This is a genomic window from Paenibacillus sp. 481 (assembly GCF_021223605.1).
Lineage (GTDB): Bacteria > Bacillota > Bacilli > Paenibacillales > Paenibacillaceae > Paenibacillus_B.
On the sequence record NZ_CP075175.1, the window covers coordinates 5368901 to 5395863 of the forward strand.

Annotated in this window: 22 protein-coding genes; 4 read left to right on the top strand and 18 right to left on the bottom strand. The window is 44.4% G+C overall.

The genetic code is table 11. The annotated features are described in order from the left end of the window. Window positions 1-403: 403 nt before the first annotated feature. Complete coding sequence (locus KIK04_RS23080; protein ID WP_232278870.1) at window positions 404-1363, bottom strand: LLM class oxidoreductase; 960 nt, start codon at window positions 1361-1363, stop codon at window positions 404-406. A gap of 219 nt (window positions 1364-1582) precedes the next feature. Here KIK04_RS23080 and pdxR point away from each other — a divergent pair, with 219 nt between their 5' ends. Beyond that, a complete protein-coding gene (pdxR, locus tag KIK04_RS23085) occupies window positions 1583-3001 on the top strand; it encodes a MocR-like pyridoxine biosynthesis transcription factor PdxR (protein ID WP_232276123.1) in 1419 nt (472 codons plus the stop codon). A 141-nt stretch (window positions 3002-3142) separates the two neighbouring features. Here the strand turns inward: pdxR and KIK04_RS23090 are convergent, their stop codons facing one another. Next, entirely contained in the window at window positions 3143-3913 is a 771-nt protein-coding gene (locus tag KIK04_RS23090; RefSeq protein ID WP_232276124.1) for an HAD-IIB family hydrolase, read from the bottom strand. 84 nt (window positions 3914-3997) lie between these two features. Between KIK04_RS23090 and KIK04_RS23095 the strand changes: the two genes are divergently transcribed. Further along, window positions 3998-4687, top strand: a complete 690-nt coding sequence (locus KIK04_RS23095; RefSeq protein WP_232276125.1) for a Crp/Fnr family transcriptional regulator — start codon at window positions 3998-4000, stop codon at window positions 4685-4687. A 70-nt stretch (window positions 4688-4757) separates the two neighbouring features. Here KIK04_RS23095 and KIK04_RS23100 read toward each other — a convergent pair whose 3' ends face one another. The 6 genes from KIK04_RS23100 to KIK04_RS23125 all read right to left on the bottom strand — a co-directional run bounded on the left by KIK04_RS23100 (window position 4758) and on the right by KIK04_RS23125 (window position 11395). Then, entirely contained in the window at window positions 4758-5708 is a 951-nt protein-coding gene (locus tag KIK04_RS23100) for an aminoglycoside phosphotransferase family protein (RefSeq protein ID WP_232276126.1), read from the bottom strand. A 114-nt stretch (window positions 5709-5822) separates the two neighbouring features. Then, window positions 5823-7130, bottom strand: a complete 1308-nt coding sequence (locus KIK04_RS23105) for an SMI1/KNR4 family protein (RefSeq protein WP_232276127.1) — start codon at window positions 7128-7130, stop codon at window positions 5823-5825. 446 nt (window positions 7131-7576) lie between these two features. Then, on the bottom strand, window positions 7577-8212 hold the full coding sequence (locus KIK04_RS23110; protein WP_232276128.1) for an RNA ligase family protein: 636 nt from the start codon (window positions 8210-8212) through the stop codon (window positions 7577-7579). A gap of 13 nt (window positions 8213-8225) precedes the next feature. Beyond that, window positions 8226-9185 (bottom strand): AAA family ATPase, encoded by a 960-nt coding sequence (locus KIK04_RS23115; protein ID WP_232276129.1) that lies wholly within the window; start codon window positions 9183-9185, stop codon window positions 8226-8228. A gap of 309 nt (window positions 9186-9494) precedes the next feature. Continuing rightward, complete coding sequence (locus tag KIK04_RS23120; RefSeq protein WP_232276130.1) at window positions 9495-10265, bottom strand: polysaccharide lyase family 7 protein; 771 nt, start codon at window positions 10263-10265, stop codon at window positions 9495-9497. 452 nt (window positions 10266-10717) lie between these two features. Continuing rightward, window positions 10718-11395: a protein kinase family protein gene (locus KIK04_RS23125; RefSeq protein WP_232276131.1), complete on the bottom strand. Its 678-nt coding sequence runs from the start codon at window positions 11393-11395 to the stop codon at window positions 10718-10720. Between the two features lie 369 nt (window positions 11396-11764). Between KIK04_RS23125 and KIK04_RS23130 the strand changes: the two genes are divergently transcribed. Further along, window positions 11765-12817 carry a bifunctional transcriptional activator/DNA repair enzyme AdaA gene (locus KIK04_RS23130; protein ID WP_232276132.1) on the top strand — a complete coding sequence of 351 codons (1053 nt, stop codon included), beginning with the start codon at window positions 11765-11767 and terminating at the stop codon, window positions 12815-12817. 109 nt (window positions 12818-12926) lie between these two features. Here the strand turns inward: KIK04_RS23130 and KIK04_RS23135 are convergent, their stop codons facing one another. From KIK04_RS23135 to KIK04_RS23160, 6 genes are all read right to left on the bottom strand, one after another. Next, entirely contained in the window at window positions 12927-13712 is a 786-nt protein-coding gene (locus KIK04_RS23135; protein ID WP_232276133.1) for a hypothetical protein, read from the bottom strand. 145 nt (window positions 13713-13857) lie between these two features. Beyond that, window positions 13858-14520 carry a GNAT family N-acetyltransferase gene (locus tag KIK04_RS23140; RefSeq protein ID WP_232276134.1) on the bottom strand — a complete coding sequence of 221 codons (663 nt, stop codon included), beginning with the start codon at window positions 14518-14520 and terminating at the stop codon, window positions 13858-13860. Between the two features lie 303 nt (window positions 14521-14823). Next, window positions 14824-15294 (bottom strand): SMI1/KNR4 family protein, encoded by a 471-nt coding sequence (locus tag KIK04_RS23145; protein WP_232276135.1) that lies wholly within the window; start codon window positions 15292-15294, stop codon window positions 14824-14826. Window positions 15295-15394: 100 nt separating this feature from the next. Beyond that, window positions 15395-20386, bottom strand: a complete 4992-nt coding sequence (locus tag KIK04_RS23150) for a DUF4132 domain-containing protein (RefSeq protein WP_232276136.1) — start codon at window positions 20384-20386, stop codon at window positions 15395-15397. Window positions 20387-20406: 20 nt separating this feature from the next. Continuing rightward, window positions 20407-20823 (bottom strand): ubiquitin family protein, encoded by a 417-nt coding sequence (locus tag KIK04_RS23155; RefSeq protein WP_232276137.1) that lies wholly within the window; start codon window positions 20821-20823, stop codon window positions 20407-20409. Window positions 20824-20966: 143 nt separating this feature from the next. Next, window positions 20967-22634: a DUF6138 family protein gene (locus tag KIK04_RS23160; protein ID WP_232276138.1), complete on the bottom strand. Its 1668-nt coding sequence runs from the start codon at window positions 22632-22634 to the stop codon at window positions 20967-20969. A gap of 272 nt (window positions 22635-22906) precedes the next feature. On the opposite strand from KIK04_RS23160, the gene KIK04_RS23165 reads away from it, so the two are divergent. Further along, on the top strand, window positions 22907-23479 hold the full coding sequence (locus tag KIK04_RS23165) for a cupin domain-containing protein (RefSeq protein ID WP_232276139.1): 573 nt from the start codon (window positions 22907-22909) through the stop codon (window positions 23477-23479). Window positions 23480-23598: 119 nt separating this feature from the next. On the opposite strand, the gene KIK04_RS23170 is transcribed toward KIK04_RS23165, so the two are convergent. The 4 genes from KIK04_RS23170 to KIK04_RS23185 all read right to left on the bottom strand — a co-directional run bounded on the left by KIK04_RS23170 (window position 23599) and on the right by KIK04_RS23185 (window position 26904). Further along, window positions 23599-24222, bottom strand: coding sequence for a hypothetical protein (locus KIK04_RS23170; protein ID WP_232276140.1), 624 nt, complete (start codon window positions 24220-24222; stop codon window positions 23599-23601). A gap of 105 nt (window positions 24223-24327) precedes the next feature. Next, window positions 24328-25041 (bottom strand): YjjG family noncanonical pyrimidine nucleotidase, encoded by a 714-nt coding sequence (locus KIK04_RS23175; protein ID WP_232278871.1) that lies wholly within the window; start codon window positions 25039-25041, stop codon window positions 24328-24330. 54 nt (window positions 25042-25095) lie between these two features. Further along, entirely contained in the window at window positions 25096-26232 is a 1137-nt protein-coding gene (locus KIK04_RS23180) for an MFS transporter (RefSeq protein ID WP_232276141.1), read from the bottom strand. Between the two features lie 75 nt (window positions 26233-26307). Continuing rightward, a complete protein-coding gene (locus KIK04_RS23185) occupies window positions 26308-26904 on the bottom strand; it encodes a TetR/AcrR family transcriptional regulator (protein ID WP_232276142.1) in 597 nt (198 codons plus the stop codon). Window positions 26905-26963: the final 59 nt, after the last annotated feature.

Below are 26963 nucleotides of genomic sequence, written 5' to 3' on the forward strand. Positions count from 1 at the left end.
GCAGTGTGTCGTATTTTGTCAATCGCCGTCAAAGCGATATTCTAGCTGAAATATACGCTTTGTTCTTCATATCATGAAAAAAGCACCTCGATTTCGGGGTGCTTCACGGTTACTGGCACAGCTGCATTTATCAAATGCTTTGTGCGGATCACTGGCCAAGTAGAAGAATATCTTTACCGTACTGGCAGTAATCAATCGATATATGAATATGTCCTCTGAAGAATTACGGATTAGTATATGATTTAGAGAGGATGGAGCGAGGTCAAAATGGTAGCTTAGGAAACGATAAACCATGAGAGATATTTCAGTCTTTGTGATTAATTGCTGTACTTCGTCGGAAGATAGGGATTGATTGGTTCTTATAGAACTAACGACATCGTTAGTTCTATAAGATGGATATGGTTTACCATCCGGTATGTAACGGATTTGGACCAGCATGTGATGGAAAGAGTGGCAACACTTCCTCTGCCAACTCTTGAATCACTTCGGCAGGAGGTCGACTTGCAAATTGAATGCCGAGCGCAGCATGGTTAACGCCAATTTTCTGCCATTCTTCAAGCAGTTGAATCAACCCTTTGCGACCCGTGCGCAACACGAACCCGCCGCGTAGCGGCGTTCTCGGATAATTTGGATCTTCTACAAGGTCGATCCATTCGTTGGTCATATGTGGTTTGAACAGCCCACCTGGTATTTTTTCACGCCACGCGCTGATTTTTTTCGCAAGCCTTTGAGTACCAGAAATATCTGCTGTAGCGTCAGGATACGTAAGCCAGCCATCGCTGTGCTCCGCAATCCAGTCGAGTGTTTGGCGGCTCGATCCTGTCACAACAAGCGGAATGCTTCCGGTTGCAGGTTTGGGAAGTAACTCCACCCCTGCCAGTTGCCCAAGGGACGATTGAATTGAAGACAGTGGATATTGAGTAAGGTTACGGAAAAACTCAACCGCTTCCCGGAACCGTACATCACGCTGCACGTCATCAATTCCGTAAGCCGGGAACTCTACGGGTCGGTCGCCTGAGGCTATCCCGAGTACAAGTCGTCCGCCAGACATGACATCAATGGATGAAGCCATTTTAGCTAAATCAATCGGATGGCGGAGTGTAAAAATGGCGCTTCCGGTTGCTAATGATACATTTTTTGTTCTTGCTGCGAGATACGCGAGATAGACAAATGGGTCAAAGACTTGACCTGCATCGCCAAAGTTAGGATCAAATAACGGCACATCACGCACCCAGACTGAGGCAAAGTTTTGCCGATCGATCTCCTCCACAAGATCTGCCTGATTCTGCAGATTCTCCATATTTCCTGAGTAGAATCTAAGCGGTAGGAAAACACCGATAGTCAGTTTGTCAGGGGCAAACATACGGCGGAAGCCAGGATGTTCAGTGAAAGTTGTGTTTATAGCCAATTCATACGCCTCCTAAACGCTAATTGATCCAATCCTTTGTCATTGCGCTATTGTGTTATATATAGCCACTAATTAGACTGGAAGTGATATAATTGTAGTTAATAATTGACCCTAGTAATAGGGTCAAAAGTAGACAATATTATAGGGTCAGATTTTCATTTCAGGAGGACATACATGATTGATATAACCCTACTACTAGAAGAAAAGTCCGGAGGGCCGTTATACATTCAACTGTATCAGCATATCAAAACAGATATTATGAGTAACAAGCTACCTGCGAATACACGCTTGCCTTCTATGCGTGCACTTGCGACTCACCTCCGTCTTAGCCGCAATACGGTGGAATTGGCCTATCACCAATTAATGGCCGAAGGCTATATTCAGAGCCAGCATAGGAGTGGCTTCTATGTTATCGAATTGGAGCAAGTAGAGAAGCTGTCAGAACCGAGCATTCAGATGAATCAGCCGTTTGAAGCGAGTATCCCGCACAGTACCGCCATTCAATATGATTTTCGATATGGTGATGTGGATGCTGCACACTTTCCGATTACAATCTGGCGCAAGCTTTCCAATCAATGCTTGCAAGACGAACAGCTAAAGCTGTTCTCTTATGGTGATCCTCACGGAGAACTTGGGCTTCGAGTAGAAATAGCTAAGTATCTTTATCATTCAAGAGGGGTAAATTGCAGGCCTGAGCAAATTATGATTGGAGCAGGCATTCAGTATCTACTCATCGTCCTATCGGGTTTGATGAGAGCCTATAACAATAACATCGCGATGGAAGACCCCGGGTATGATGGAGTTCGGACGATTTTCAAGCATAACGGATATCAGATACACCCTATTCCACTGAATAAGGACGGGCTTAATGTACATCATTTATATGAAAGTCATTCCAGAATCGTCTACATTACCCCTTCGCATCAGTTCCCAAACGGAATGGTCATGCCATATGCCAAGAGAAGGCAATTATTAAAATGGGCAGCAGACCAAGATGGGGTGATTATCGAAGATGATTACGATAGCGAGTTCAGGTATGTCGGCAAGCCAATTCCTTCCTTACAAGGATTAGATACGAATCATCGTACCGTGTACTTAGGCACCTTCTCTAAGTGCCTTCTTCCATCGTTACGCATCGCCTATATGGTACTACCTCCTGCCTTATTAGAACGTCATAAGAAGCAGGGCTATCCCCTTTATGATCAGACCGTATCTTGGATTCACCAGAAGACGCTGGAATTGTTCATGAGCAATGGCCATTGGGAGGCTCACATTCGGAGGATGAGAAAAGTTTACCGTCACAAGCAACATAAACTGATTTCAACAATTGAAATATTAATGGGTGAACAGGTGACGGTGATCGGAGCAGATGCAGGACTGCATATCTTATTGCGTGTACATAACGGAATGAATGAACAAGAGCTCATTCAGGCTGCCGAGAAAGCTAGAGTCAAAGTCTACCCTACATCTCCCTTTTGGGTGCATAGGAATCATGCTGCAACATCAATGGTTCAAATCGGTTTTGGCGGCTTGAGCAATGAGGATATCGTTAAGGGAGTACATGCTTTGCATAGGGCTTGGTTTGCAAGCTAGGTGTTGTGTGTGATTGGTGCGAACGCGGAGGTTACAGACAACAAAATAAACGAAGCCATCTACGCGTGACTTCGTTTATTTAGCATTTTCAAAATGGATAGCTTTATTGTAAAAGATGAAATAAAAGCCTCAATAAAAACCTTAATAATCTAACTTATACACACCTAACTCAACCGCTAAGGCGATAATTTTTTTAATAACTTCTTGCTCATCATTAAGGACTTTTTCTGTTGCCATCTGTACTAGCTCCACATGATCTCCGACACAAATGGAGCGCTTAGCATGTCTGAACATGGAAACGTCATTCGCATCGTTCCCAAATGCGATATATTCCTGTGGCTGCACACCCAAGGCTTGCAGTCCTGCCCATTTATCAACGCCGTGCGGGCTCACATCAATAATGTTTTCCGAGCCATGCATATACGTAACAATCGGCAATTTCTGCAATTCGTTCAGCATGTGCTGTGGTTCAAGGCTGCGTAAAATGACCACTTTCACATTCTCATTCAACTCTTCTATGCGTCTATTTTGCGCTCTCTGCTCGGGGTCTAAATTTCGCCGAATCGGATGGTCATCATCACCTGAATAAGCGTAATCCCATTGGCTATCAATCAAATAATCAGCCTCAAATTTGTTGATTAACCCCATTAAACTTTCTGCTATCTCTTTGTCAAAATGGATAGTTGAGAGAATACTCCCCTCTTTTGCGACAAATGCACCATTCCCTCCCACCATCGAACACTGGTGCATAGAAGTCGGCAGCACGGGCAACAAGTCACGTATTGGTCGAGCTGAAGCAAAAACCACTTCATGCCCATTTTGCACAATGAAATCCAGAGCTTGTACCATCTTCGTACTTAAAGGCTTTCCTGAAAAACAAATTGTCCCATCCAAATCAAATACAAATTTCATCGTTAAAACCCCATTCGTTTTTTCTTTATCATAGCAATTGCTTGTATAATAAAAAGGACATATGTCCAAAAAGGAAGGAAAACGATGAAAACCAACTATGATCAAACTACGATTCAGCACTATTTCGCAAAATATGATCTTGGTAACCTATTTTTGAATCCCGATTCCCTTCCCATCCAACTTCGTGTGTATGAGCCAAATGAACTCGTTTTAACAGAAGGTGACGAGTTGGACGGGCTTTATTTTCAAGTTGAAGGGAGAACAAAAGTGTCGTCCAGCGTGGAAACAGGCAAGGCATTACTGTTGCGATTTTGCCATCCTTTATCTGTGTTTGGTGATATTGAACTCATTCAAAAAGTGTCCATTCAGTCTCAAGTTGAAGCCATTCAACAAACGACGTTCGTATTCATTAACAAGCGGTTCGTAGAAACAACTCTCATGCAGGATCACAAATTTTTGTATGCGCTGCTAAAGCAACTTTCTTACAAGCTTCAAACTTGCACGACTGCTTCCAGAATCAATTTACTAGCATCCGTCGAGGAGCGCTTTGCAAGTTATTTATTAACGACGCGGCTGCAAAATGAGTTTGGAAAAGAGATTCTGACTCCGCACATTCCGGAGATTGCATCGTTAATCGGAACGACTCCACGGCATCTCAACCGTGTTATTCAGAAGCTGAACAAGATGAATGTGCTGAGCAAAGAAAAGAAAAAGATATGTGTGTTAGATTGGGAACACGTGGACATCATTTCAAATGGATTGCGCTATGAATAATGGAATGTTCAGCACCAAAGCTCAAAAAGGCAGCCCAGAACAATGAAGTTCTAGGCTGTCTTTAATGGGGTTAACCTTTTTCGATTCCTGCAAGCTCTTGCTTGAGGCTCCTTATCGTATCCACTCTCTCTTGTTTCTCTTGGTTGTCATATACAATCTGCTCCATAAATTCATAAACATCTTCGAGTTTACGGCGAATTTGATAGAACCTCAATGCGTTTTCATTGATCACAAAATTGTGATGCGTCTGTAGATAGATCTCCATAAATGATTCAAAATAAGGCTTATCCACCAAAAACATAAGATCAGCTTCTACCGGAGCCAATTTCAATCCTTCCCAATCTATGAGCACGAGCTGCTGATCGGTTTGCATCATATTCCAGCTATGTAGATCGGTATGGCATAATCTCATGCTTAACTCACTGTTTTGTAATTCCTTAGAGATCGACTCTAAGTTAGAGATGAGTTTATGTAAAATGTCTAAATAAGGGGCTACTAGTTCACTCACCTCGCGTGGAAGGCTATGCAAGTCTTTATTCAGCATCTCTCTTAATTGTTCGGCAAATGAAAGACGGAAATCTTCCTGTATAGCAGTTGTGCTCATTGAGATATCTGCCCCGTATCGATGCAGTTCCGCTATGATTTCTGCCAATTGACGAATTTGGATATTCGTTAATGGTTGATTACCTATTGTTGTTCCATCTATGTATTCAAAGAGCTGATAGATGCCCCTCTTATCTTCGCATGTATACTTTGAGTTCCTTGTCAGTAGCGGAACGGGAATTTTACCTTGTAGGCTGGTTTGTTGAGAGAGCCACTGGATAATGGGTACATAGTTGTCGATTAAGGCTGTCCACTTTGGAGTGGACGCCCTGCTTTTTTCATACACTTTTAAAAAATAGCGATGTTGGTCGTCGCAGAGAACTTTATAAGCAAGCGCAGACCAACCACCTTGTTGAGGTGTAACTTCAGTAGCTTCTATAACATAATGTTGTTTTAGCATTAATTGATAGGGGTTCATGAAGCACTCCTTTCTACAAGTGGCCACTATGCCGATTGTTACTGCATGTGCTTACTGCATGTGCTTACTGCATTTGCTTACTGCATGTGTCTACTCCCCCATACATGGAGTTGATCAGGAAGCGTACCAGCCGCTTAGCCCTGAGATAGCTTGCTCGAATATCCGCTTGTTGTTCCGCAATATTTCCTTGTCCCTCCATTCGGAGAGCACCTGCTTCCACTGCGCCACATCTACCGGAGTTACAGGAACGATCTGCTGTTGCATCATATGGCAGACGGCATGTAGCGCCGTCTGACGCTCGGCGTCGCTTCCATTCAGCCAAGCTAACAATTCCTCTGCACTTGGTTGCGAAATGGCCAAGAGGGAATCCCAACCGTTGATTGGGAAAGCAACATGTGACTTCATCCAGTTTATGACCGCGCTGCTGCGGAAATGACGCAACCGATGCAAGGCGTCATAGGGATGAACCGCGCCGTTGTTCTCTCCGTTCTCTACTTCGTGAATAACGAGCGGTAAACCTTCCGCTTCAGGTAGACAATATGCTGTCAAATAGTCCCGAACCCCCACGGGAATAGCCTCATATTCCTCATTTTCCTGCCACAGCGATCTTACCCAATCCGCAGCCTCTGTAGCGGATACATGCACCATCACTTCACTCCAAGCTTGCTTGTGATCCGACTGCCGAGCATGTATCACCCTTGATCGTATAAGACCGTACACTTCAAACCGGTCGTACTGCGCGAACGCATCTTGAATGGCTTGGTCCTCAGCTCCATGCATCGAGGCATATATAAGCAGCGCTTCCAGACTCGCAGACGACTGCTCAAGCGTAAGCGTCAAGTAACGTTCAAGCCAGTTCGACCATATTTGTGCGGTAGTACTTCCCGTATCCAATCCGTCTTCGCCACAAAATTGCCGATGCTGTCCGCAATCCGCGCCAATGCAGCCAAGAGTCGTTACCCGTTCCACGTACTCAATGAAACTCGGTGCCATCAAGTCGAACTCGTCCTCCTCATGGCTCCAATACCATACAGAAGGATCTGCCACGCCTTCATCAAGCCGGATGAGTAGCGCATCCCCGTTGCCAGCCGTATGGAATTGCAAATAGCGGGGTGCATCCGTCTCGTCTCCGTCATCCCCGAAATAAGGCCAATCTAGCTCGCTTAAGCTCCACCCAAAGTCGCCTGCGGGCTTGTCCTCAATTTCATCAGGTAGTATCACCTCATCTGGAAGCGACCAGTACATTCTTACTTCTTGCGTCCCCTGCTTCAGCAATGCACGAAACACGAACGGAATTGGAGTGCCGAGTCGTTCTTCCACTTCCACAAGTTCCGCCTCCGTGGCTGCGGGTTGAACTTCGAGCGGATGCACCCTCGCACCTTGCTGTTCAAGCCGCTTCATTAACATTTTCCATCGCGTCATCCATGAGTGTATAATTTGCTCCATTATGTTCCCCCTTGTCCAACTAATCGGATACCTTATTTATTTTAGCTCGCGAACCCACGTTAAAAAAGCCTCATGCATGATATATCACAACATAGGCAAATAGACGAATGAGCAAAAAAAGACCTCTTTTCTCGTAAAATGAAGTCGCCCACACCACATTACTTCGCAACCCCACTCACAGAAAATGATCTTCCTTATAGTTATTTTATAATTTTACACGATGAAAAGCATGACCGAATAGATTGAATGGATTGAATGCAGGAAAGGAAATTCGCGTAGCGAGGAGTTCAAGTAGCATATCGTAGCTTAAATGACCAACACGGTGGTCGAATGTGAAATCCTATGTATTTGGCAGTTGGATCGTAAATGCGGCCATTCTGTTAGAATTACATGGTAATCACACCTTTCTAAATGATATTGATTTAAGAGCTAGCTAATGCGTTAGGCTCAATCGGTTTACTTAACCAGTGTTCATCCGTTTGGACATGATTTGTACGAACAAACTTCGCAACACTTTGTTTAAATTCCTCATAAGCAAAAGCAGATGCCAGCCTCACGACGTAACCTTCCTGCTCCCCACCGCACTCAGATTGCTTCGTATAGCATTTCTTGGCGGCTGCTTCGTCCCATATCCCGCGGTACAACACAGGAACGACAGCAAGCTGAAGCTGCTCGGCCCATTCCAGCATTTCATCCCATGAAAGACAGACGTTCTGTTCATTCCATACCGAGAACAACATAAAATAGCTCGGCAAGGAAGAATAGGACAACGAGTGCTTCGCGTACACATTTTCCCCGCATAACCGGTACCCTTCTGGAATCCTATACTTGAACCCGCCGTGCAGCGTTTTGACAATATGTCGGGAGGGGTGATCCTTGCTGTCTAACGATCTTGCGTGAATACAGTCAGGGTACATCGTCGTGTTCTCCCCGTCCATCTTTTCTGTAATGATGACTTCCCGCCCTGCAAAATGAGCAGTATTCCGCAATACTTTGTCATCGTCGGTGTAACTCCTCGACCATGGCAAATGCATCGTTTTCGGATATTTTATTTTCATAAAAAACACCTCTTTACTTGGCAAATGTGTCTGCTTCAGCAAAAAAATACAATTGAGCTAGCAGGTCTTCACCTAAATAATGAAAAATATTGGACGCCCCAGCGTCCCCACCGTGCAAAATTTCCATATGAAAGCTGACCATATTGACGACATGTACAATAAAATCATCCGCATACCCTAGCTCTTTCAGAACATGACAGGCGATGCTGGCAGATACATGTTCGTGGCCATAATAAGAATAATACCCGCGCGCCTGTTTCCATACTTTGCAAAATGGTTTACCCGCATCGTGAAACAGCGCTGTTAACTGCATAGCCAGCAGATGATCACCTTCATAAAAGACATGGATATACTCCAGAACCGCATGAGTATGCTCGGACAACGTTTTCGAATGATGAGGGTTCTCCTGATCATATCCCAGCATGACACGAAATACGGGAGACTTGGACAAATAGCTAAACAGCGCATCATGACTAGGCTTACTCGCAAGCAGTTGCTCCAATTCGGATCGCTTGAGCATCGTATTTGCGGGAGTGTGAACGATATGCAAGTCACGAAATCCTTCGCCAAGCACAGGGAACTCGAAATTTTTCGCATACTTGGTCATAATCGTGTCATCGATTCTACGCTTTCTCGCCTGTATTCGTTCCCTCGCCACTTCATAAGGGGTGTTGCATACATAGCATTCAACCGGAACGTTCTTAAATCTCTTCAAGAACTTCAGCCTACGGTCACGGCTGACATTCGTCGCGTCAAATACGACATTTCGTCCCGACTCAAGCGCATGCTCAATCTCCGTAAAAGCTGCATCGAAGACCAAATACGTGTTTTTTTGCTTGGACTCGCTTCCAAATAATCTTTCCCGAATGGAGTCCGTTGCAACAAGGACGGCTCTTTGCTGTTTGCACAATTGTTTGGCATAGTGGCTTTTACCGCTGCCTGGAATACCGACAAGCATGTGTATCGTATTCATTTGTTATCACCTCCGTTCGTTAGATATGAAACAATTCCAGCGTATGCCTCACACCTAATATTGTCAACTAAAAACTGCTCAATCCGTGCATACATGTCCCCCAATCCAGTCCTGCCGAAGGCACTCAGATTGCTAGAATAAAGCAAAAAAAGCCCGCTGTGGGCTTTACTCGCATTCGTTTGCTAGCTATTTATGTCCGCCTGGACGAGAAGCTTAACGAGTACACAGCCCGTACGTGTAACGAGGCTTCCGCTTCATGCCAGCAGCCTCGCTCGTTATCGTTTCTAATCTAGTGGAAATAGCGTGATTTTATTTGACCCAGTATTTAATATCACGGAACTTAATTTGTGAAGTTCCCTTGACACCGTAAACACCGTTCTTAAAGTGACGTGTTGCCGGTCCCCGGTCCTTCTCTGTGAGTACCAGTTTATCATCAGCATAAACCTTGATGACTCCCGTATTCGCATTGTGTGCAACTTTAAGGTTCCACCATTTATCATAAACGTTTGATTTGATAAGCGCACCATTTGGCGAACGATAACGTTTGACTGTGTTATCCTCGTGAACGACCAGCATAATATCGCTTGCATGCGTGCCTGCTGGTCGATCTACACGTAAAATTTGCACAACTGACGATCCAGCCGAGCCGGAAGCGATATTGACATCGGCCTCCCACATATGCTCGCCAGTCGCATACTCATGATGCCAACGCATCTCGGTTCGAGGCTCTGTTGTATTCCCTTTTTGGAAAGGTTCGTCAGTCGATTTAACCCACATGGTATGCGTATTACTTTTTGCATCATATTTGTAACGTTGATCCAATGCCAGATTCCATGGTTTTTGGATGTGATATTTAATAGGCTCCACTTGATTCCAACCGACAGTCGGTGGATCTTGCTTATTGATGTCAATTGTACCAGCTTTGCCGTTCACAACACTGCTCTCTATCTTATTACTAGTCGTGACTGGAGCGCCGTTTGCTTGCGACTCAAATTGAAAAAGACAACTTACAAGAGACAACATAATGAGCGTGCTAATACCTTTTTTTGCGGTAAATCGGGATTGGCCTTTAACTAACATCGAAAATCATCTCCTAGTTAACAAATGTTATTAACATGATGATATTCTAGGTGTAAGTGTCTCGAGTCTTCGTATCAAGTGCTATTTAGACTTTAAGCCACCTCTTACAACACTTCTATTTGAAACCCTTTAAAACAAGTATAATATACCACTACAGTTAATTTCGCTCAATTTAAGATTGGCTAAAGTTATAGCGTTCCGCTTCTGTAAGCAAAATCAAGCATTAAAAAAAGCACTTTCGCCCCATTCAGGCGTAGCGCATGATGAATGATCGTATGAACAAGCATATGATGATCGTAACCGGAAGGTATTGGCTTTATCGTGTAGTTGGGGTGGCTTCCTTATTAGCATCAGAGGAAAATGAAGCTTACAACCCGCAAATTGGTAGAGTCCTGGACTCCACCAACTGCGTCATACTACGCTTAAAGCGCTTTAAGCGCTCCAACTTCAAACTATTTTCTGAAAAATAGCCTGCTAATTCGATCCGCAAACTCCTGCAAATTTATGTTAGAAGGATCGAGATGATAATATCCGTTTTTCACCGCATCCAATACCCAGATCGGCATCTTTTTACCCTCTATTAACGGATACACGTTGTCGTACGCCCACACGAGATGCTCCCATCGCTTGTCGTTTCCAGGCTGAATATATTCAGACACGTCGAGTACTTTACCTCGTCCGTTCTGCAACAACACATTTTTTAAGTGAATATCTCGCGGGTTAAGGCCTTTCTCCCGGACAAACGTTCGTGCTACCTCAACGTCATCTATAACTTGTCTAGGAATAGGCACACCTAAAAGTAGACAGTCGTACAACGTTAACCCACTCTCGTGGCTAATCGCTACATATTTATCTCCCGAACCATAGAACTCGGGAAAATAGGGGTTGCCTACTAAGGCAGAGTAGACTTCCATCTCCGCTTCCTTCTTAGGTAACGCTTCTGTTGCATATAATTTATATGCATAATTAGGCATATGTTCGTAAACAAACACAGCGGCATCGGTTCCAATTCCAATGCAACGCAAATCATCCGCTTCCCCTACAATTGTTACCGGATCATTTACCCCGTTCTTAATAACCTCCATACGAGCGAGTGCGGTTTCAGCTTGCTTCCATTGTTCATTATACATGAGTCACCTCAATTGGCTTTTACTGGACTTGAATCAGTACGATCGTACCACACTCTCGTCATAAAAGATATTTATGACCCCTTTTACTAGACAAAAAATTAGCAAATCTGTTCCCTATGCTTACAAGTATCGTAGCAGTGCTGGATTTCCCTTGCAATCGGAAACTAGCTTTCGAGTATGGGCCATACATTTACATTGTTCCCTCAATATTCTATTATATGGGTGTTAATTCTTTTTAGCAAAACGATTTTCAAAGATGATTATAGCGTATCCGCAAAAAAATGAATGCCTGATTTTCGGCGGACAGTCCTCAACCAGAAAGTTATAATCATAAATGGAAACAGAGATCTTCAAGTTAGGATGGTTGGAATGATAAAAACAGAGCATAAACAAGAGTACTATCAAGCATTGATTGACAAAAATACGGACTACGAAGGTTTATTTTATGTTGGAGTCAAGACAACTGGTGTATTTTGCCGCCCGACATGTCCAGCACGAAAACCAAAGTTCGAGAACTGTGAGTTTTACGAAACGGCCAAACAGGCACTGTTGGCTTCATTTCGCCCTTGTAAGCGATGTCGTCCCCTTTCCCATCCTAACCAAGTCTCCGAAGTCGTTCAAATGCTTGTAGAGGCTATTGAAGAGCAGCCCGAAAAACGATGGAAAGACATGGACTTTCGGCAGTTGTCTATAGATGCTTCGACAGCACGTCGTCAATTTAAAAAACGATTTGGGATGACATTCGTTGAATACGCACGCGCACGACGCATGGGTATAGCCATGAAACAAATAAGGGCGGGGGAAAATGTGATCGAGGCACAACTTACAGCCGGATACGAATCAAGCAGCGGTTTCAGGGATGCATTTTCGCGTATTATGGGCTCAGCTCCGAGTCTGATGGGGAGTAGTAATATTCTGAAAGCATCATGGTTGGATACGCCGCTAGGTCCAATGGTCGCCATTGCGGATGACGAAGCCCTCTATTTGTTAGAATTTGTGGATCGCCGGGGATTGGAGCGAGAGGTGGAACGGCTTAGGCAGAGAACTAAATCTGCGATTATTCCCGGTTACACACAGCCAATTCATTCGATAGAGCATGAATTGAATCAATATTTTGATGGGAAATTAACACATTTCCTGACACCCGTTTGTTATCTGGGATCGCCATTTCAACAGAAAGTATGGGAACAATTGAGACAAATCCCTATCGGTGAAACCCGATCATACTTAGAGTTAGCAACTACGATCGGTAGACCTACTGCTTTTCGTGCCGTTGCGCAGGCAAACGGGGCGAATCAACTCGCCATCATGGTTCCGTGTCATCGTGTCATCAACTCGAATGGAGATCTTGCAGGCTACGGCGGTGGCATAGCACGTAAACAGTGGCTCATTAACCATGAAAAACAAATTGGCAACAAATAAAAGACTCACTTATTCATGCTGTGACTCCACTTCGATCATGCGAAGGTTTTAAGCGGAGTCACAGCTAAGTCGTCGTTCAAGCGTTAATGTTCTTCACTCTAATCCGATTTCAAAGCTTGGACTGTGCAGCATGAATGATGCCTCGAATATTCCCCTCCCATTCATACACCTTCTTCTGCGACGCAAGAATGAAATGAAGCTTGCCAACGATCTGTTTCAATTGTCCAGCAGCCGTCAAAGCATCTCCTTGTTTAATGGCTGCTGCATAGCGTTTGTTGGCTGCAACTTTATGCTTGTTCAGCTCTGTTATTTTTTTGTGCTCGGCTGTTATTTGTTTCTTTAGCGTTTGCATCGGCACTAACGTATGTCTAACCATTTTGGCTTTCGCGGAAGCCTGCTTTCTCGCAGCTGTTAATGCATCTTTGCGCAACTTGATCTCCTTGCGCGCCGTTTGAGCGGAAGCCTTTATCCGATTCCGCTGAAGATCTAATACGAGAGCAGACTTATTATCTTTGCGTTTCTTGGCCTCTGTGGCCTTCTTACCCAGCTCCGTATATTTCGCCAGCAGAGGCGCGTATTTTGTCTGAACGTGATCTGCCTCCAGCTTCAACTTGTCAAGCTTGGCCTTGTCGATGAGCTGTATGTTCATACTGATTTCTTTATGTTTTTTGCTATTTTGCTCGCGCAATGTTTGCACTTTCTGTTTCTCTTGTGTGTTAGCTAACTCCAACGCGCTAAAGCTGTCATGCAATTGTTCAATGGTCGTTAGCGCTGCATCCCACTCGGTATTTGAAGCTGCCGCGTAAGCGGGGGTGGCCACAAGTAGTAGGAAACATATCGTAACAACCGTTACTCCTTGCATAAAGCCGTTATAAACTGCTCTTCGTTCTAACAACTAATCATCTCCCTTATCCAATGTGAATCTCAAAAGAAGCGCAAAAAAGCACCTCACAAGAAAGGCCTATTAGCCTATCCTGCGAGGTGCTTCGCCCGCACTTCAGTTTGATTTGACAATAGTATATATTCGATCTCCTAAAATGTCAACTTTTCTCAAACAAGTCGACTGTAACTGCCCTGCTGGTGCTCTCCGGCACAACTGGCTTGCTCATATAGTGAACGGCCCTAAAGCCTGCCCTCGCTGTAGTAGCACCAAATGTTTTCGTACCCGTACATACAAATCCGATTCGTTCGTACAACTTGCGAGCCTGTGGATTCGTGTCGATCACCTCTAGCACAACATTTTTTTTGCCCGTTTCCGACGCGACTTGCATGACTTTGTTCAACAGCTTGCTTCCGACTCCCAACCCTCTTGCCTCACTCGCAACCGAGATGGAATCGATCCGCAGTTCGTTCTCCTTAGGGCTACTATTAAAGTAGTCGTAGATTTTGTAAGAAGCATACCGCCACACGGCACCGAACCAACCGAATGTTTTCACAAATGAGTCTAACGTAACACGGATGTAGGGCTCTGCATCCTTTTGCAGTCCAACCATTCCGATAACTCGACCCTCTTTGATGGCATAAAAACCTTTCTCAATCGTCATAGTTCTACTTAGGAAGGCGATGGCTAGCTGCGGCTTATCGGTAAACAGCCACAAATTGTTCAACTTAACCTTGAAAGCCTCGTAGTAAATGCCTGCTGCTTCCTCCGTCTGCTCACTCGTCAGAACATTCGTGATTGTCAATTCGCTTTGCTCAGCCATCTTCTATTCCTCCTTAACAAGTTACCCGTTTTGATAGTATAAGCCTTTTGAGAAAAATCTCAGCAGCGGGCAAGGTCTGCAATGATAACTCATGCTTCATATACCCATTTCCATTTTCATTCGTAATTGCACGTACTTCTCCAGCAGTAGTTGACTGTATCCTAGGTAACAGTTATACAAGCTTTACTATAGATTGAATTATCCCAATAAGCTGGTAAACTACCTCCGGCATACGAACGAACATCTGAGTGCTGATGCTTTGAAAAGGACATACCTCTTCAACTTATCGTAGTCTGACTTTATTCAAAATGAATGTTGTTCGGCTTCTTCCTCATCAACCAGTCTTGCAGCAAATTCAGCAAAATCGATAGCTACTTCTCTAACGTTCTCCTCCATAAGCTGCTGTGCCTCTTCCGGCGTATCACTTTCACTCTCCGCGTCTTCGCGCACGATCGCTTCCTCATGGTCCATCAGTACTACAGATGGAGAAGTAGGGTTCGTTCGGTAATCAAGCAGGTAGTTATTGCCGCTGCTAACACTCCAGGCGATGGGAATCAGTTTCATCGGATCGGGATTTACATCGTCCACCAAACTCCGGGTTGTTGCAATGAATTTCCCATCTAGATCAGAAAAACGAACTTCCCAATCTGTGAAATCTTCGGTTTCTGTAAAATTAAAGCTCTTCCCAGATGATAATTCCAGAAAGCTCAAATACTCCGGCGGAAAAACGACTCCATAGTGCTGTTCGATTTCTTGAATAGAATTACTTTTCATCGTTATCCCTCCTTCACTACACATCTGCAAATCTCAAACCAGAAAAAGAGTTATCTTTATTTGTCAATTCAAATGTTTTCTTATTGCCCATCCATTTCTTCTAGAGCTGCATCAAAATCTGCGGGTCTTTGATCTTGTTGTCTTCAGCCAGAAGTACAACTTTAGACAAAATCTCAGCCGTTCTCGGATCTTCATCAAGAAATGGAAGGAACAACCGACCTCGCTGCTGCGAATGCACCGGAATGATGTTCAGCGCACCTGCTCCTTGTTTATAGGCAACTCCACTGCCCAGATGCACAGCATATTCTCCAAGCTTGCCTTCAATACGAGCATAATTACCTTCAAGCTTCACATTATCCAGCTTCAGTAGGCGCAGAGATTCGCGCACGATAGCGCTCCGCAGTTCGATTGTCGTCAGGCTTGCCTCTGGATCGACACCACCCACATGTGCCACACTTACAACGAGGTCAATGTCACGCATCGTTTCTGAGAACAAAACTGGCGAAATCTGATCCATCGGAATCGACTTATAAGATTTACGATCCAAGAATTCCACCGTCTCTAGTGTCGGTGCCTCTATGTCGGCAGGTGAGAACCAGTCTGCCATAGCATACACGGTGGCAATTATATTTTTTTGATGGCTCACCTTCTGTAGGCCTTCCTCATAACTGACCGTCCAACCGCGACCGCGCAATAGCGCCACCGTTTTACTCGGCTGGACCTGATGACCGGAATAACGCCGCGATTTCATTTTTCCTGCTCGTTCATCGGCATTCACAAGATACAACTCACGGAACACCTGCTTAAACGGCTGACGGATGCCCCGTTCAAACACATCCCGCTGGTATTCGCTCCAATCGCCGCTTTCATACAGATGCAGCGGGTGGGCGATCATAATCTCATCCTTATCCGCAACGAGGTGGGCTGCACCAGACGTATCCTCCAGTTGATACAAGCCGTCTGCTGTTTTCATGAAATAACCGAGCTGATTCCCAGCTTTAAATACAAGCGTGCGCAGTAGTGGCTGGATAATCGGATTGCTCAGCAGAGCTGCTAACTCACTGACGGTAAAGCAGTTCTCCTCTTCCATTGAACGCTCTAACTCCCGCTTGGCACGGCGATACTGTTCGGTAAGATCGGATTTCACGTCCTTTAATTCAGCAACATATTCGTCTTTTTTGAACCGTGCAGGCACAGATTTCAAGGTCTTTCCTTTACTTGTCACTTCAAGTTCGGTATTTCCTTCTTCATCAATCTTAAGACGAATATGTGTATCCTCGTCCAGAGGACGGGACTCGAACAGACTTTCCAGCTTTTCCAGCTTTCGAGCTTCCATATCCCAGGTCAGCCGAGTCACATCGGCATACCCTGCACTTCTTGCCAGATTGCCAAATGCAATCCCTGCAACGATTCCCTCGCTGGCTCGGCGCTGGGCTCCATATTCACGACTTTGCTTGATAAACAACTGAATGAAATCAAAGCGCTCACGCAAATCTTGCTTTGGATCTGATCCAAGTGGAATAAGGCTATAAGCTAGCAAATGATCTTTATTTCGCTTCCCCGTTACGGACTGCTTCATGTCTTCGAGCTGCAATTGGCCGAGCACCGCGTCAGCGAACATCTGTGAGCGTCGGTGGTTCGCGCCGGCAGAAATATATTTGGCACAATCGTAGAGCAGCTTAAAGCGCTCCTCGCCGAGTGAATGATATGCTTCTTCAAACCATTTCACATCAAATGCGCCATCATTGAACTCCTGTGGTGCAATCGGCGAATAATGAGCCACAATCGTTTCCTTTTCCGCCGAAAAAGTTTCGTTAATATGAGCATGGAAATACCAAGCGGCACTGCGCAGCCCTTCCCACCCTAAATGCTTTGCAATAATCTCCATCCATTGCGGCGCATACATGGCAGCTTCGAGCAAGCGTTTTTCCGTAATTCCCGTACCAAGGAGCATCTGTCCAAGCTTCTGTTCATCGTCACCTTCTCGCGGATAGCAAATCTTCAAAAGATGGCTCAGCGATTCTTTCTTCGTAATCTGGTCGCCATAGCCATAATAATAACCGCGTACAAACGTTTCGCCGCCTAAACTGGTCAGAATGTAGATGAAGGATTCCATCCCCTGAATACGTTCGAATGACATGGTATAAGTACTTGCTGCTGTGGTCAGATCTCCACGCACGAGTTCGATATCAAGCAGGCGGGAAACGATCCGCTCCCGTAAAGCTAGCAGCTTCTCGCTTCTATTTACTTGAGAATCATGGGGAGTAGTCAAGGCCCGCATGTGACTGCGAACATCTCTGCCCAACAGTTCTTTACAAAGTTCATTTTCCCCGATAATACCAAGTGTGTATGCTTTAAAATACTGATCCCCATGCATGACTGAACAATTTGATTTTTTGATTTCTTGTATTAACACATCATACTGATAAACCGTTTGGAAGAGAGAACGGTATGATTCCTTGTTATATACACGGGATCGTAAAATAGAATACCAAGGCGATGCCACGACGAATAAAGTCGGTTTATCTTGGTCTGGCAATTCATTAAGATCACTAACTATCATCTTGGCGAGGGCTCCATTTGCGACTTCAAAGGTATCACTTCGCTCGCTGTCCTTGAAGAAGGCCCCAACCAATGTCTTAACCTGTTCGGTATAGCGCAAATTGGCATACAATGTCTGTATCTTCACAATGCGTTCCAGTGGAATCATCCGCTCCACATAACATTTCCGTTCGTTTTCAAGCAGTTTGGTCCGTCTCATGACATTATAATCCATAGTAGATGAGAAACTATGATAGTGCTCATATAGCGTTCCGCTTAAATCTCCTATCAATGTACAGTAATAGAGCTGCATCAACTCACTTGATTCCAAGCCGCTGTTCAAGAGGTAATTCTGCCATTGTTCAGTCAGCGGATAGTTGCTCAGAACGTTCCGCGTTTCAAAGTTATCGTTATCAATTGGATCTTCAGATCTCTGATACGACAAGGCTCTTAATGTTACTCCCACAAGTTGTGTTTCTTTCACGCCGCTATAATATTCGGCCTCATACTCGGTATCACGCCATTCATGAACAAGGTCGTCTAGGCCACTTAGAAACACCAAGGCCCGTTGTTCAGTTAGTGAGAACATTTGCTCAAAGCTAACTTTGGACGTGTCAGACCTTGCAATCAGCCACTCTTCCGTCTCCTGTGGGTTATACAAACCAAACCCGTTTTCCGCGGTATATCCGCTGTGCTGTTCCAGCTTATCCAGCAGTTGCTTCTCCTTTGGTGTCGGGCTAGTCATATGGTTTGCCAAGGGACGAAGGACCTCGTAAAGCGCCTCCCGGTTCTTATCCTGTTTCAACTCGGTTATAAGCTCAAGTCCAGCAAGGCGCTGTAGCTCACCTTTTGCCTCCAGAAGTCGTTTAAGACTTCGTGCGAGCTCTTCATCTGGCTGTTCCAGAAGAATGTCGATTGCACTTTGACGCAAAGAGCCCGTCTTCAGTTTAAGCATGTCCTCAACCTGTTTCCGTTCATCGTCATTTAGGCTCAGTCTTTTCACTTGGCGAAACGCACGTTCACGGTTCGGTATACTTTTGTCAGATAAAGATGCAAAGATGAAAGAACGCTGTACTTCTGACTTAGAATTATCCGTGTAGTAGCTAATCAGGTCTCCCCTCACGTCTGAACTCATTTGACCCGCGAAACCAATTAGATCAGCGATCCAGATATCATCCATGTCATATGCGGTCAGATACATCATTTTGCGCAGCACAAGATCTGCTCGATAATGGAATTGTAAAAAATGAAGCACTCCGGACTGGCCTGACTTTTCTTTAACTGGGACTCGTGTGAGAATAGCTTTGAGTTTCTCGAATTCCTCTTTTCGCACATTTTTATTTTCCAAAGTCGGTGTACGTTTGATTTTTAAGAGTCGATTTTGTATCCCACCGACTTGCCAATCATATTCATAATCGTATGTATAATTGCTCATAATCCAGTACAGCAGCTCCGGATCACTTTCATTCAGACAGTGCCGCGCGATTTCAAATCTGACGGTATCATTCTGACTATTGGACAGTACATAATGGGCAGCGATCTTCTGATAACGCTCCCCGTTCTCCATTAAGAACTGAATCCGTTCTGGCAAATCATTTTCCTCATAAACAGCGGTAGCCCACAGGCTCAGGTAAACTTGGTTCGCATTCTCAGAAGATAGCCATGCTGTACGCTGTTGTTCATCCGTAAGTGCTGTATATGCTTGTTCCACAAGCTGACTGGCTGTACGTTGATTGACCGCTTCAAGACCCATTCCTGTCCAAGTACCGAGGGCTCGGACAATGGAACTGTACCGAATTAGATCGTGATCCAAAATCATTTTCAGCAGATGTAAATTAGCCTGTAAGGTACCGGAATCGATCTCCTCGGTGATTGACTGACGCAGCCCCTCCTGCAGTCTAGCAGCAATCAGCAGTTCACCTATCATCTCGTACAGCTCGGGACGGTGACTCATCAGTATTCCCTTAATCATCTTGCGGTTGAGCAGCGCCGTCTGATTCTCACCGTAAACGATTTCTTTAAGCGCCGTTTCAGCCCAACTATCACCACAATCCAGTTCATACGCCATCAGATCAGGTACTATCTGCTCGAACCAATGGAGCTGCTGAACAGTGTAATCCGCCTTGCTCAAGTAATCGTGCAATGAGAAGTTAGAAGCTTGCGCAAGTAATAGCATTCTTAATTTTGATAGCAAAGGGCCGAGATTAATTAGGTAGTTTTGCGTTCGAAACGGTCTGCGGAAATAACCTATTGCATAGGGATACTCCGCGATATGCTCTGTCATATATCGGAAAATACTGCCCGTCTTTTCTCCCGCAATTGCCGCTACGACATCTACGAGGGGGCTGTAAAATGAATCCGGTTGCGCGGCAGACAACATCTTCAGATCCTCGTATAGTACTTGATATACACGGCTATCGAGGTAATTGTGTGGTTGGCGGCATAGATCGTAAATCATGCGAATTTGTTGATTCCCGCTTGCCTCCAATTCCTTTACTTTCATTTCAACCCTTTCCCAAAAAGCTTGTTCTGACTGATCGATGTATGACATATCCTTACCCCCCTATTTGTTTACCACAATCCTCCGGCCAGCATCGTAAAGCGCATAAATACGACCTTATCACCATCCGTGAGCACAAGCGGCGTATCTAGTTGCACTATTTCCTCTTCATTGACAAATACCCGATATAGCCCATCGGAAAAGGCCAACAGAGCAGACTCCACCGCCTGATGTTCATCCGGCTGCCGGTCATCATGAATCGTTCCAAAGCCAACCTTTCCGTTATTGGCACTTGCCTTAATATCCTCTTCGGTCAAATAAGGAATCAGGCTTTGCTCAGCCTGCTTGTCTTTAAAGGCGTTTACACTATGGTGCACGATTCCAGTAATCATTTCACGCAGCGTATTGGGCACTTCGTTCAGCCACAGCTCCTGTGTCATAAGTTCTTTGCGCTTACCTGGATTTTTCACCATGATATACAGCTTCATCAAAATACACCTCTTTAATTAAAGTGTAAGGAACCATCCGCGATTTAAGGAAATCTGTTAAGCTTCATTCCTCACAGAGGTGAATACAAAAATCTTGCCATAAGCATTTGAAATTTGTGTATCCTTACAGCGTCAACAAATACTCAATACAGCTTCAACAATTGCTCAAGTCGCTCTTTTAAAGGTGGTAACTCCTTTTTTGCAGCCTGCGCCAGTTTCTTGTTACTGCCGAAGATGCGATAAAGCACAGCTTCTCGCTCATAATCTTCCTTTGTTGCAAGCTCTCGTAGAAGTGCATCAGCAAGTTCTGGCGTATCTATCGCGATGTTCTTAATAGGTTTGGCCGATTGGCCCCCACCAAGCAGAATAGAGACGAATACAGGCATATGCGCAGCCGTTAGACCGTGAGCTTCGATAAAAGCTTGTGCATAGCCGTCCTGCGCGGACTGATGCTCCGTATCGACCAGTTCCATATAGCGTTGAACTAATGGAAAATAAGCGTCGCTAAATATGCCGAGACCGAATACCGCATACGTTCCAGGCATGACGGATTTCTCACCCGGCTCTACATCCGGATACCATGCGAATTCCTCCATCGCAAGCTCCGCATATGCTGCAAGCTGCGGGAATAACGCGGGATAACGGATTGCATGCGCAAAAAACTGATGTAGACTCGACTTGGCAAGCTTTTTTAAGGGTAAGTAATGCTTGTCTTTACTTTTCAGCTTAAATTTAAGCTTATACGCTTTAGGAAAACCTTGTTGCAGCAGCTGGTTGATAAAGTCTAACGCTTCACCGTAAGCGGCTTCTTCTTCGGACACTATATGAATCTCCATCGTTTGCATAATATCATTGGCGCTTGCTTGAATCAGGCTGCTCTTACATGTATTTTCAAATCGTCCGCTGCCTTCGTTCAAATAGCGTGTTGCTTGCTCCGATCCAAGCTGAGCAGCGAGTTTCAAATACTTCTCCCGCGTATCTGGCTCCTTCGAACCGACCTGCAAGGCGGCATAAATAAAAAAGTCCAACTCCTGAACATAACGTTCATTACGCTCCGCCTCATTTTTCAGCACCATGCCCGAGCCGAACAGTCCAGTCCGTTCAAAATATTGATTTAAAAAACGCTCCTCTGCCCACTTTTTGAAAGCTGAAGTATAGTAGTAAGCCCACGTATCACTTCGTTCTTTATTGGTGCGCAGCTTGTCGCTAAGACGCTGGATCAGTGGTTCGATTACTTCCCGCTTCTGCTCCATAAGTTCAGGATTCATAAGATGATGTGCGAAAAAAAATTCATCATTTTTATGTGGTAGTACTGGAAGATCCGACAAAATTTTTGTGTCAATAAAGATATCCAACGTCTGTTTAAGACCCTGAAGTTTTTCTTCATTTAATAAAGATTGAGCGTGACGGAGTTTAGATTGCTCCCATTCAAACTCAAATACGAGTTCAAACTGGTAATCAAAAAAGTGGGAACCATAATCGTCCGAGCGGAATAGTTTATTCATCCGGTCACATAGAGCTGGGAAAAACTCATGCATTAAAATTTCCTCTGTCAATTCTACGATGTAAGTACCCGCTTCGTATGTATAGGAACTATCACTCCAAGAGAACGGTTCATAAACATCGATATGAATTTTTCCCTGTGCCCAGTTGAACTTCCCTTTTTTCCAAGCCACTTTCAAGTAATCTTTCACACCAGCCTGAAGCCGGCTTCGGTCTTGTAACTCATTAATTCGCTGACTTTCTTTTTCGTAAATAGCAGTGATTTGACACCATATATCGTTCAAAAATGCTTCTGCAGCTTGGTTCAATATGTCGTCCTCCATTCCCTATCACAGTCAATCGAATGAGTTGATTAACCTCTGTTCATGCTGCTAATTTCCTCCTTCTATTCTTCTGTAAAAAATATCTACTCCTAATATAACGCAATAAGGCCATAACTGGTGTTCCTTTACCCAATCCACCTATAAATTTAGTACTTTCGTCGTGTATGGTCACAGGCTTTCGCCCATTTTCCAATCCTTTAAGTAGGCAACTGCATAGGATAAAAGGCAAGCAAGGAAATCATGAGAGGAGAACGAATATGTACCGTCATTCATACTATCAATATCAATGGCATTATCCTATGCATGTCTACTGTAATCACAGCAATTGGAGCAATAATTGGAATCCTCACTCTTATAATTGGAACAACACGCAACCCCCCCCTCATTATGGTAACGCCAGATTAACTGACTATGGACCAAGACCATTTGTAGTGAATATGGACCAAGCTACTGAGCACAACAATACTTACCGTACCGCTTTATGGACAGGGAAACACCTTCAAGTGACCCTAATGCGTATTAATGCTGGAGATGACATTGGTTTAGAAGTTCATCCCACAACTGATCAATTCATACAGATTGAAGAAGGTCAGGGACTTGTTCAAATGGGTGACAGTAAAGACAAATTGGATTTTCAACAAATGGCCTTTGAGGACTACGCCATTATGATACCTGCTGGAAAATGGCACAATGTAACCAATACGGGTAATACTCCCCTTAAAATATATGTTATCTATGCTCCGCCTGAGCATCCATATGGTACGGTTCAAGAAACAAAAGCAGCTGCCATGTCTGCTAGAGAAAACCATTATTACAAATGTATCGAGTAAAAAGGGCTTCGTGTTTTGGCGCCGCAGATTTTTACACAAAAAAAACCTGTCGAAATGACAGGTTTTTTTTGTGTGACAATGGACCAAACCGTAGACAATAGGTTTTAGTATCGCCGCGATTAATCTTCATCACGCAAGCTGAAAATGATCGCCCGTTCGAGCTTGCTTAACGATTCTGGCGAGAAATCCGCGGCGTGCATGATATTCGTGCTCGTTGCTTGCATTCCCCATACATAAGCCGTATTTTTAGCTGTGAAAGTACGCGGTTCATGGTGAACGATCAATCCTCGTGTGGTCAACTTGTTATTCCATGGTGTGGTAAAGGAAGAGAGGCTCGATCCAGAGTCTCGTATGATCGCGACTTTAATCTTGTTAAGATCGTCCTGACCCGCTATGGGGACGGTATCAATGGATAGGATGACTTCGACTTCGCGACTCGCCCGATCGTCTGAACTGAAGAACAAATCGGCGACGGAGCCGATTGAAGCTACTTTCTTGCCATTTTGCCACATATCAATATCCAAGTTTACATGTGGTTTTTTTCCTTCATAGCGTAATTTAATGGCACCGGACATGGCGCCTAAAAAAGATTTAAACTTTGCGCCGTCGCCCTTGAACAGGTCAACGGGCGTCAGCGTTATTTCAGTGGGCTTATCCTTGCTTTCAGTGACGAGCTTCTCTGATTCTACTGCACATCCCGTTAAAGTTAGCCATACTATCAACACGCATGCTACTAATCGCATAACACCCCTCCAATTGGAACACCTTACCACGAGTCATCCGGATAAACCACTAGGCCGTCTTACATTCTAAAAGAGAGCGGTTCAAGCTAGAGCAAGTACACGAGCTTAAACAGTGGCTAATGGCTCTTTTTCAACGTGTAAAATCCGATACAGCTCATCAAGTCTTTGTATATGATAAGTAGGAGCAATATCTAGGTCATTCGGTTTCAGCTCAGGGTTGAACCAACACGTATCTAGACCTGCTAGCTGTCCGCCTACTATATCTGCGCTTAATGAATCGCCAATAATTAATGCTTGCTCCACATTGAAATGAGGAATTCGTGCAAACACATAATCAAAATACGCTTTCATCGGCTTTTGGAAGCCCGTATCTTCGGACACAAAGACGTGTTTAAATAACGGTAATAATGCAGAGTCGTGCAAGCGTTTATACTGAGTCTTGGAAACCCCATTCGTTACAATGTACAAGTCATATTTCTGATGTAAGCTTTTTATTAATTCGAAAGCCCCATGAACAAGCTGATGCCCCTCCTCCAAGTAGCTGCGATAGCTTTTTTCCAATAAGACCCCATCAACCTCTCGACCATACGCCTTAAATAATGTCGCAAAACGCGTGTTCACAACCTCATCACGATCCAATTTTCCTTCTTCAAACGACTGCCAAAGACCTTGATTGATTTTTTTATAATCGGCTTCGAGTTCTGTCGTTAAGGGCATGTGATGATCCTCGAACAGCATGCGTAGCGCTGCCTGTTCTGCTGCACCAAAATCCAATAGTGTATCATCTACATCGAATAATAAAGTCTGGTATTTTTTCAACATGTTCTCCCCTTTTCTTGACATCATAATCACCGCTAAATCTCCAGCCAACAATTAGTCACGCTTACGTAAGTATGGAACTAATGATAGTAAACCTAATGCAGCTAAACAAGCCCCCACCCACAAAGGAGAAGCAAAACCATATCCAGCACTGATCCCTATTCCGCCAAATGATGAACCGATGACAACGCCAAATGTAATGCAGGAAGTATGAACCGTATTTACCATCGTCCCGCTCCCCGCCGTCTTCATGACACGCGTGATCATGGCTGGGTTCATGGCTACACCTGTCACGCCTATCAATATGATAGATAGAACAGCAATCGCTTTATGTTCGCCACCTGTAGCAAACAGAACTAACGCCACTAGCAATAAGGTTAATCCCGTGACGAGTATTCGCATCGTATAACGATCAGCCCATTTACCGACCACGATGTTTCCAATCACTGTGAATATGCCATATAGGGCAAGCAAATAAGGAATACTTGCATCCGAAAATCCAGCGACATGTGTAAAAATGGGAGTGAAATAGCTGAATGCGGCAAACGTACTGCCAATAATTAACATACTCGTTAGATACGCCGCCCAAAGATGGGGATTTTTAAAACTAGTAAGCTCTTCTTTCAAGTTTGTCTGATCTTTTGTTGATGAGGAAGGTAGCAACCATTGAATCATGATTCCTGAGAGGAAGACAAGGCCTGCAACGGCCCAAAAGCTGATGCGCCAGCCGAAATGTTGTGAAATGATTGTTGTCAAAGGTAATCCTACTACCGTTGCGATCATCAAACCTGCGAGCACGATCGAAGCTGCTTTCCCCCTCGAGTTCGGGGAAACTAAGGTTGCTGAAATGGCGACGGTAACGCCAAAAGCTGCGGATGAAGCGATACCGGTTATGACACGCGCGATCATCATCGAATCATAGCTCCAAGCCATAGCCCCTAACGATTGGCCCATAAAAAAGACAACAATCAAAGCCAAAAGTGCTTGCTTGCGGCGAATGTGTAGGAGAACTGCCGTTAACATTGGGCCGCCTATTACCATTGCACCTGCATAAGCCGTAATTAAATATCCGATCGATGATATCGAAGCGTCAAATGCATGGGCGAGCTCATTCATCATACCTGCAACCATAAACTCAGATGTGGTCATTGCAAAAATCGCTAAAGCTAACAAATAAATAATAGATGGCATAACACTCACTCCCTAATCCTGTTTGTATTTATTTTTGTAGCGATCGGTACAAAAATAGTGCGAAAAAAGAGCGCCTTAAGCGCCAAAAATAGCTTCCATCGTTCCATTCATAATTTGTTCAGCCAATGTCCGATTTTGGGTGGATGTATTCAGCACACGGAATCCGTAGTAACTGCTTAAAAATAAGCTCGCCAAGTCCACAGCAGATCGTTTGCTTGAGATTTCGCCAGTTCGCAAGCCTTCCTCCATCACTTTCTCCATAGCTTGTTTAAGAAGTTCAACATGTCGGGATACAATTTCTTCGATCATCGGATCGTCTTTAGCCCGCTCCAAACCAGCATTTATGAGCAAACAACCCTTTGGGCTCGTAGCTTCAAAATCTTCTTCCACTGCCCATGTTAAAAAATTTCGTAGCCGTTCTTGAACAGAACCTGAACTTTCTAATAAGGCTCTTTGTTGTTCAATCCCTGTTTCATGGTAGCGTTCCACCACTTGTGTATAAAGCTCGTGTTTACTGCCAAATGTGTTATACAGACTGCCTTTGCCAAGTCCTGTATCCTTGCATAAGTCTTGCGTTGAACACCCCTCGTATCCTTTCGTCCAAAATGTCTTCATGGCAACATCTACGATGGAGGCGTGATCAAAATCACGGGGTCTGCCGCGTTTACTCAAAGGTATCTCCCTTTCTTTTTAAGATATTATGGAAATCATACTATTTCTGTACCGATCAG

Coding starts and splice junctions, on each gene's coding strand:
- KIK04_RS23095 (WP_232276125.1), top strand. CDS start 3,998: ATGAAAACCAACTATGATCAAACTACGATTCAGCACTATTTCGCAAAA.
- KIK04_RS23180 (WP_232276141.1), bottom strand. CDS start 26,232: ATGCCATCTATTATTTATTTGTTAGCTTTAGCGATTTTTGCAATGACC.
- KIK04_RS23170 (WP_232276140.1), bottom strand. CDS start 24,222: ATGCGATTAGTAGCATGCGTGTTGATAGTATGGCTAACTTTAACGGGA.
- KIK04_RS23100 (WP_232276126.1), bottom strand. CDS start 5,708: ATGAACCCCTATCAATTAATGCTAAAACAACATTATGTTATAGAAGCT.
- KIK04_RS23165 (WP_232276139.1), top strand. CDS start 22,907: ATGTACCGTCATTCATACTATCAATATCAATGGCATTATCCTATGCAT.
- KIK04_RS23105 (WP_232276127.1), bottom strand. CDS start 7,130: ATGACGCGATGGAAAATGTTAATGAAGCGGCTTGAACAGCAAGGTGCG.
- KIK04_RS23145 (WP_232276135.1), bottom strand. CDS start 15,294: ATGAAAAGTAATTCTATTCAAGAAATCGAACAGCACTATGGAGTCGTT.
- KIK04_RS23090 (WP_232276124.1), bottom strand. CDS start 3,913: ATGAAATTTGTATTTGATTTGGATGGGACAATTTGTTTTTCAGGAAAG.
- KIK04_RS23110 (WP_232276128.1), bottom strand. CDS start 8,212: ATGAAAATAAAATATCCGAAAACGATGCATTTGCCATGGTCGAGGAGT.
- KIK04_RS23125 (WP_232276131.1), bottom strand. CDS start 11,395: ATGTATAATGAACAATGGAAGCAAGCTGAAACCGCACTCGCTCGTATG.
- pdxR (WP_232276123.1), top strand. CDS start 1,583: ATGATTGATATAACCCTACTACTAGAAGAAAAGTCCGGAGGGCCGTTA.
- KIK04_RS23115 (WP_232276129.1), bottom strand. CDS start 9,185: ATGAATACGATACACATGCTTGTCGGTATTCCAGGCAGCGGTAAAAGC.
- KIK04_RS23155 (WP_232276137.1), bottom strand. CDS start 20,823: ATGAAGCTGTATATCATGGTGAAAAATCCAGGTAAGCGCAAAGAACTT.
- KIK04_RS23140 (WP_232276134.1), bottom strand. CDS start 14,520: ATGGCTGAGCAAAGCGAATTGACAATCACGAATGTTCTGACGAGTGAG.
- KIK04_RS23130 (WP_232276132.1), top strand. CDS start 11,765: ATGATAAAAACAGAGCATAAACAAGAGTACTATCAAGCATTGATTGAC.
- KIK04_RS23120 (WP_232276130.1), bottom strand. CDS start 10,265: ATGTTAGTTAAAGGCCAATCCCGATTTACCGCAAAAAAAGGTATTAGC.
- KIK04_RS23080 (WP_232278870.1), bottom strand. CDS start 1,363: ATGTTTGCCCCTGACAAACTGACTATCGGTGTTTTCCTACCGCTTAGA.
- KIK04_RS23150 (WP_232276136.1), bottom strand. CDS start 20,386: ATGTCATACATCGATCAGTCAGAACAAGCTTTTTGGGAAAGGGTTGAA.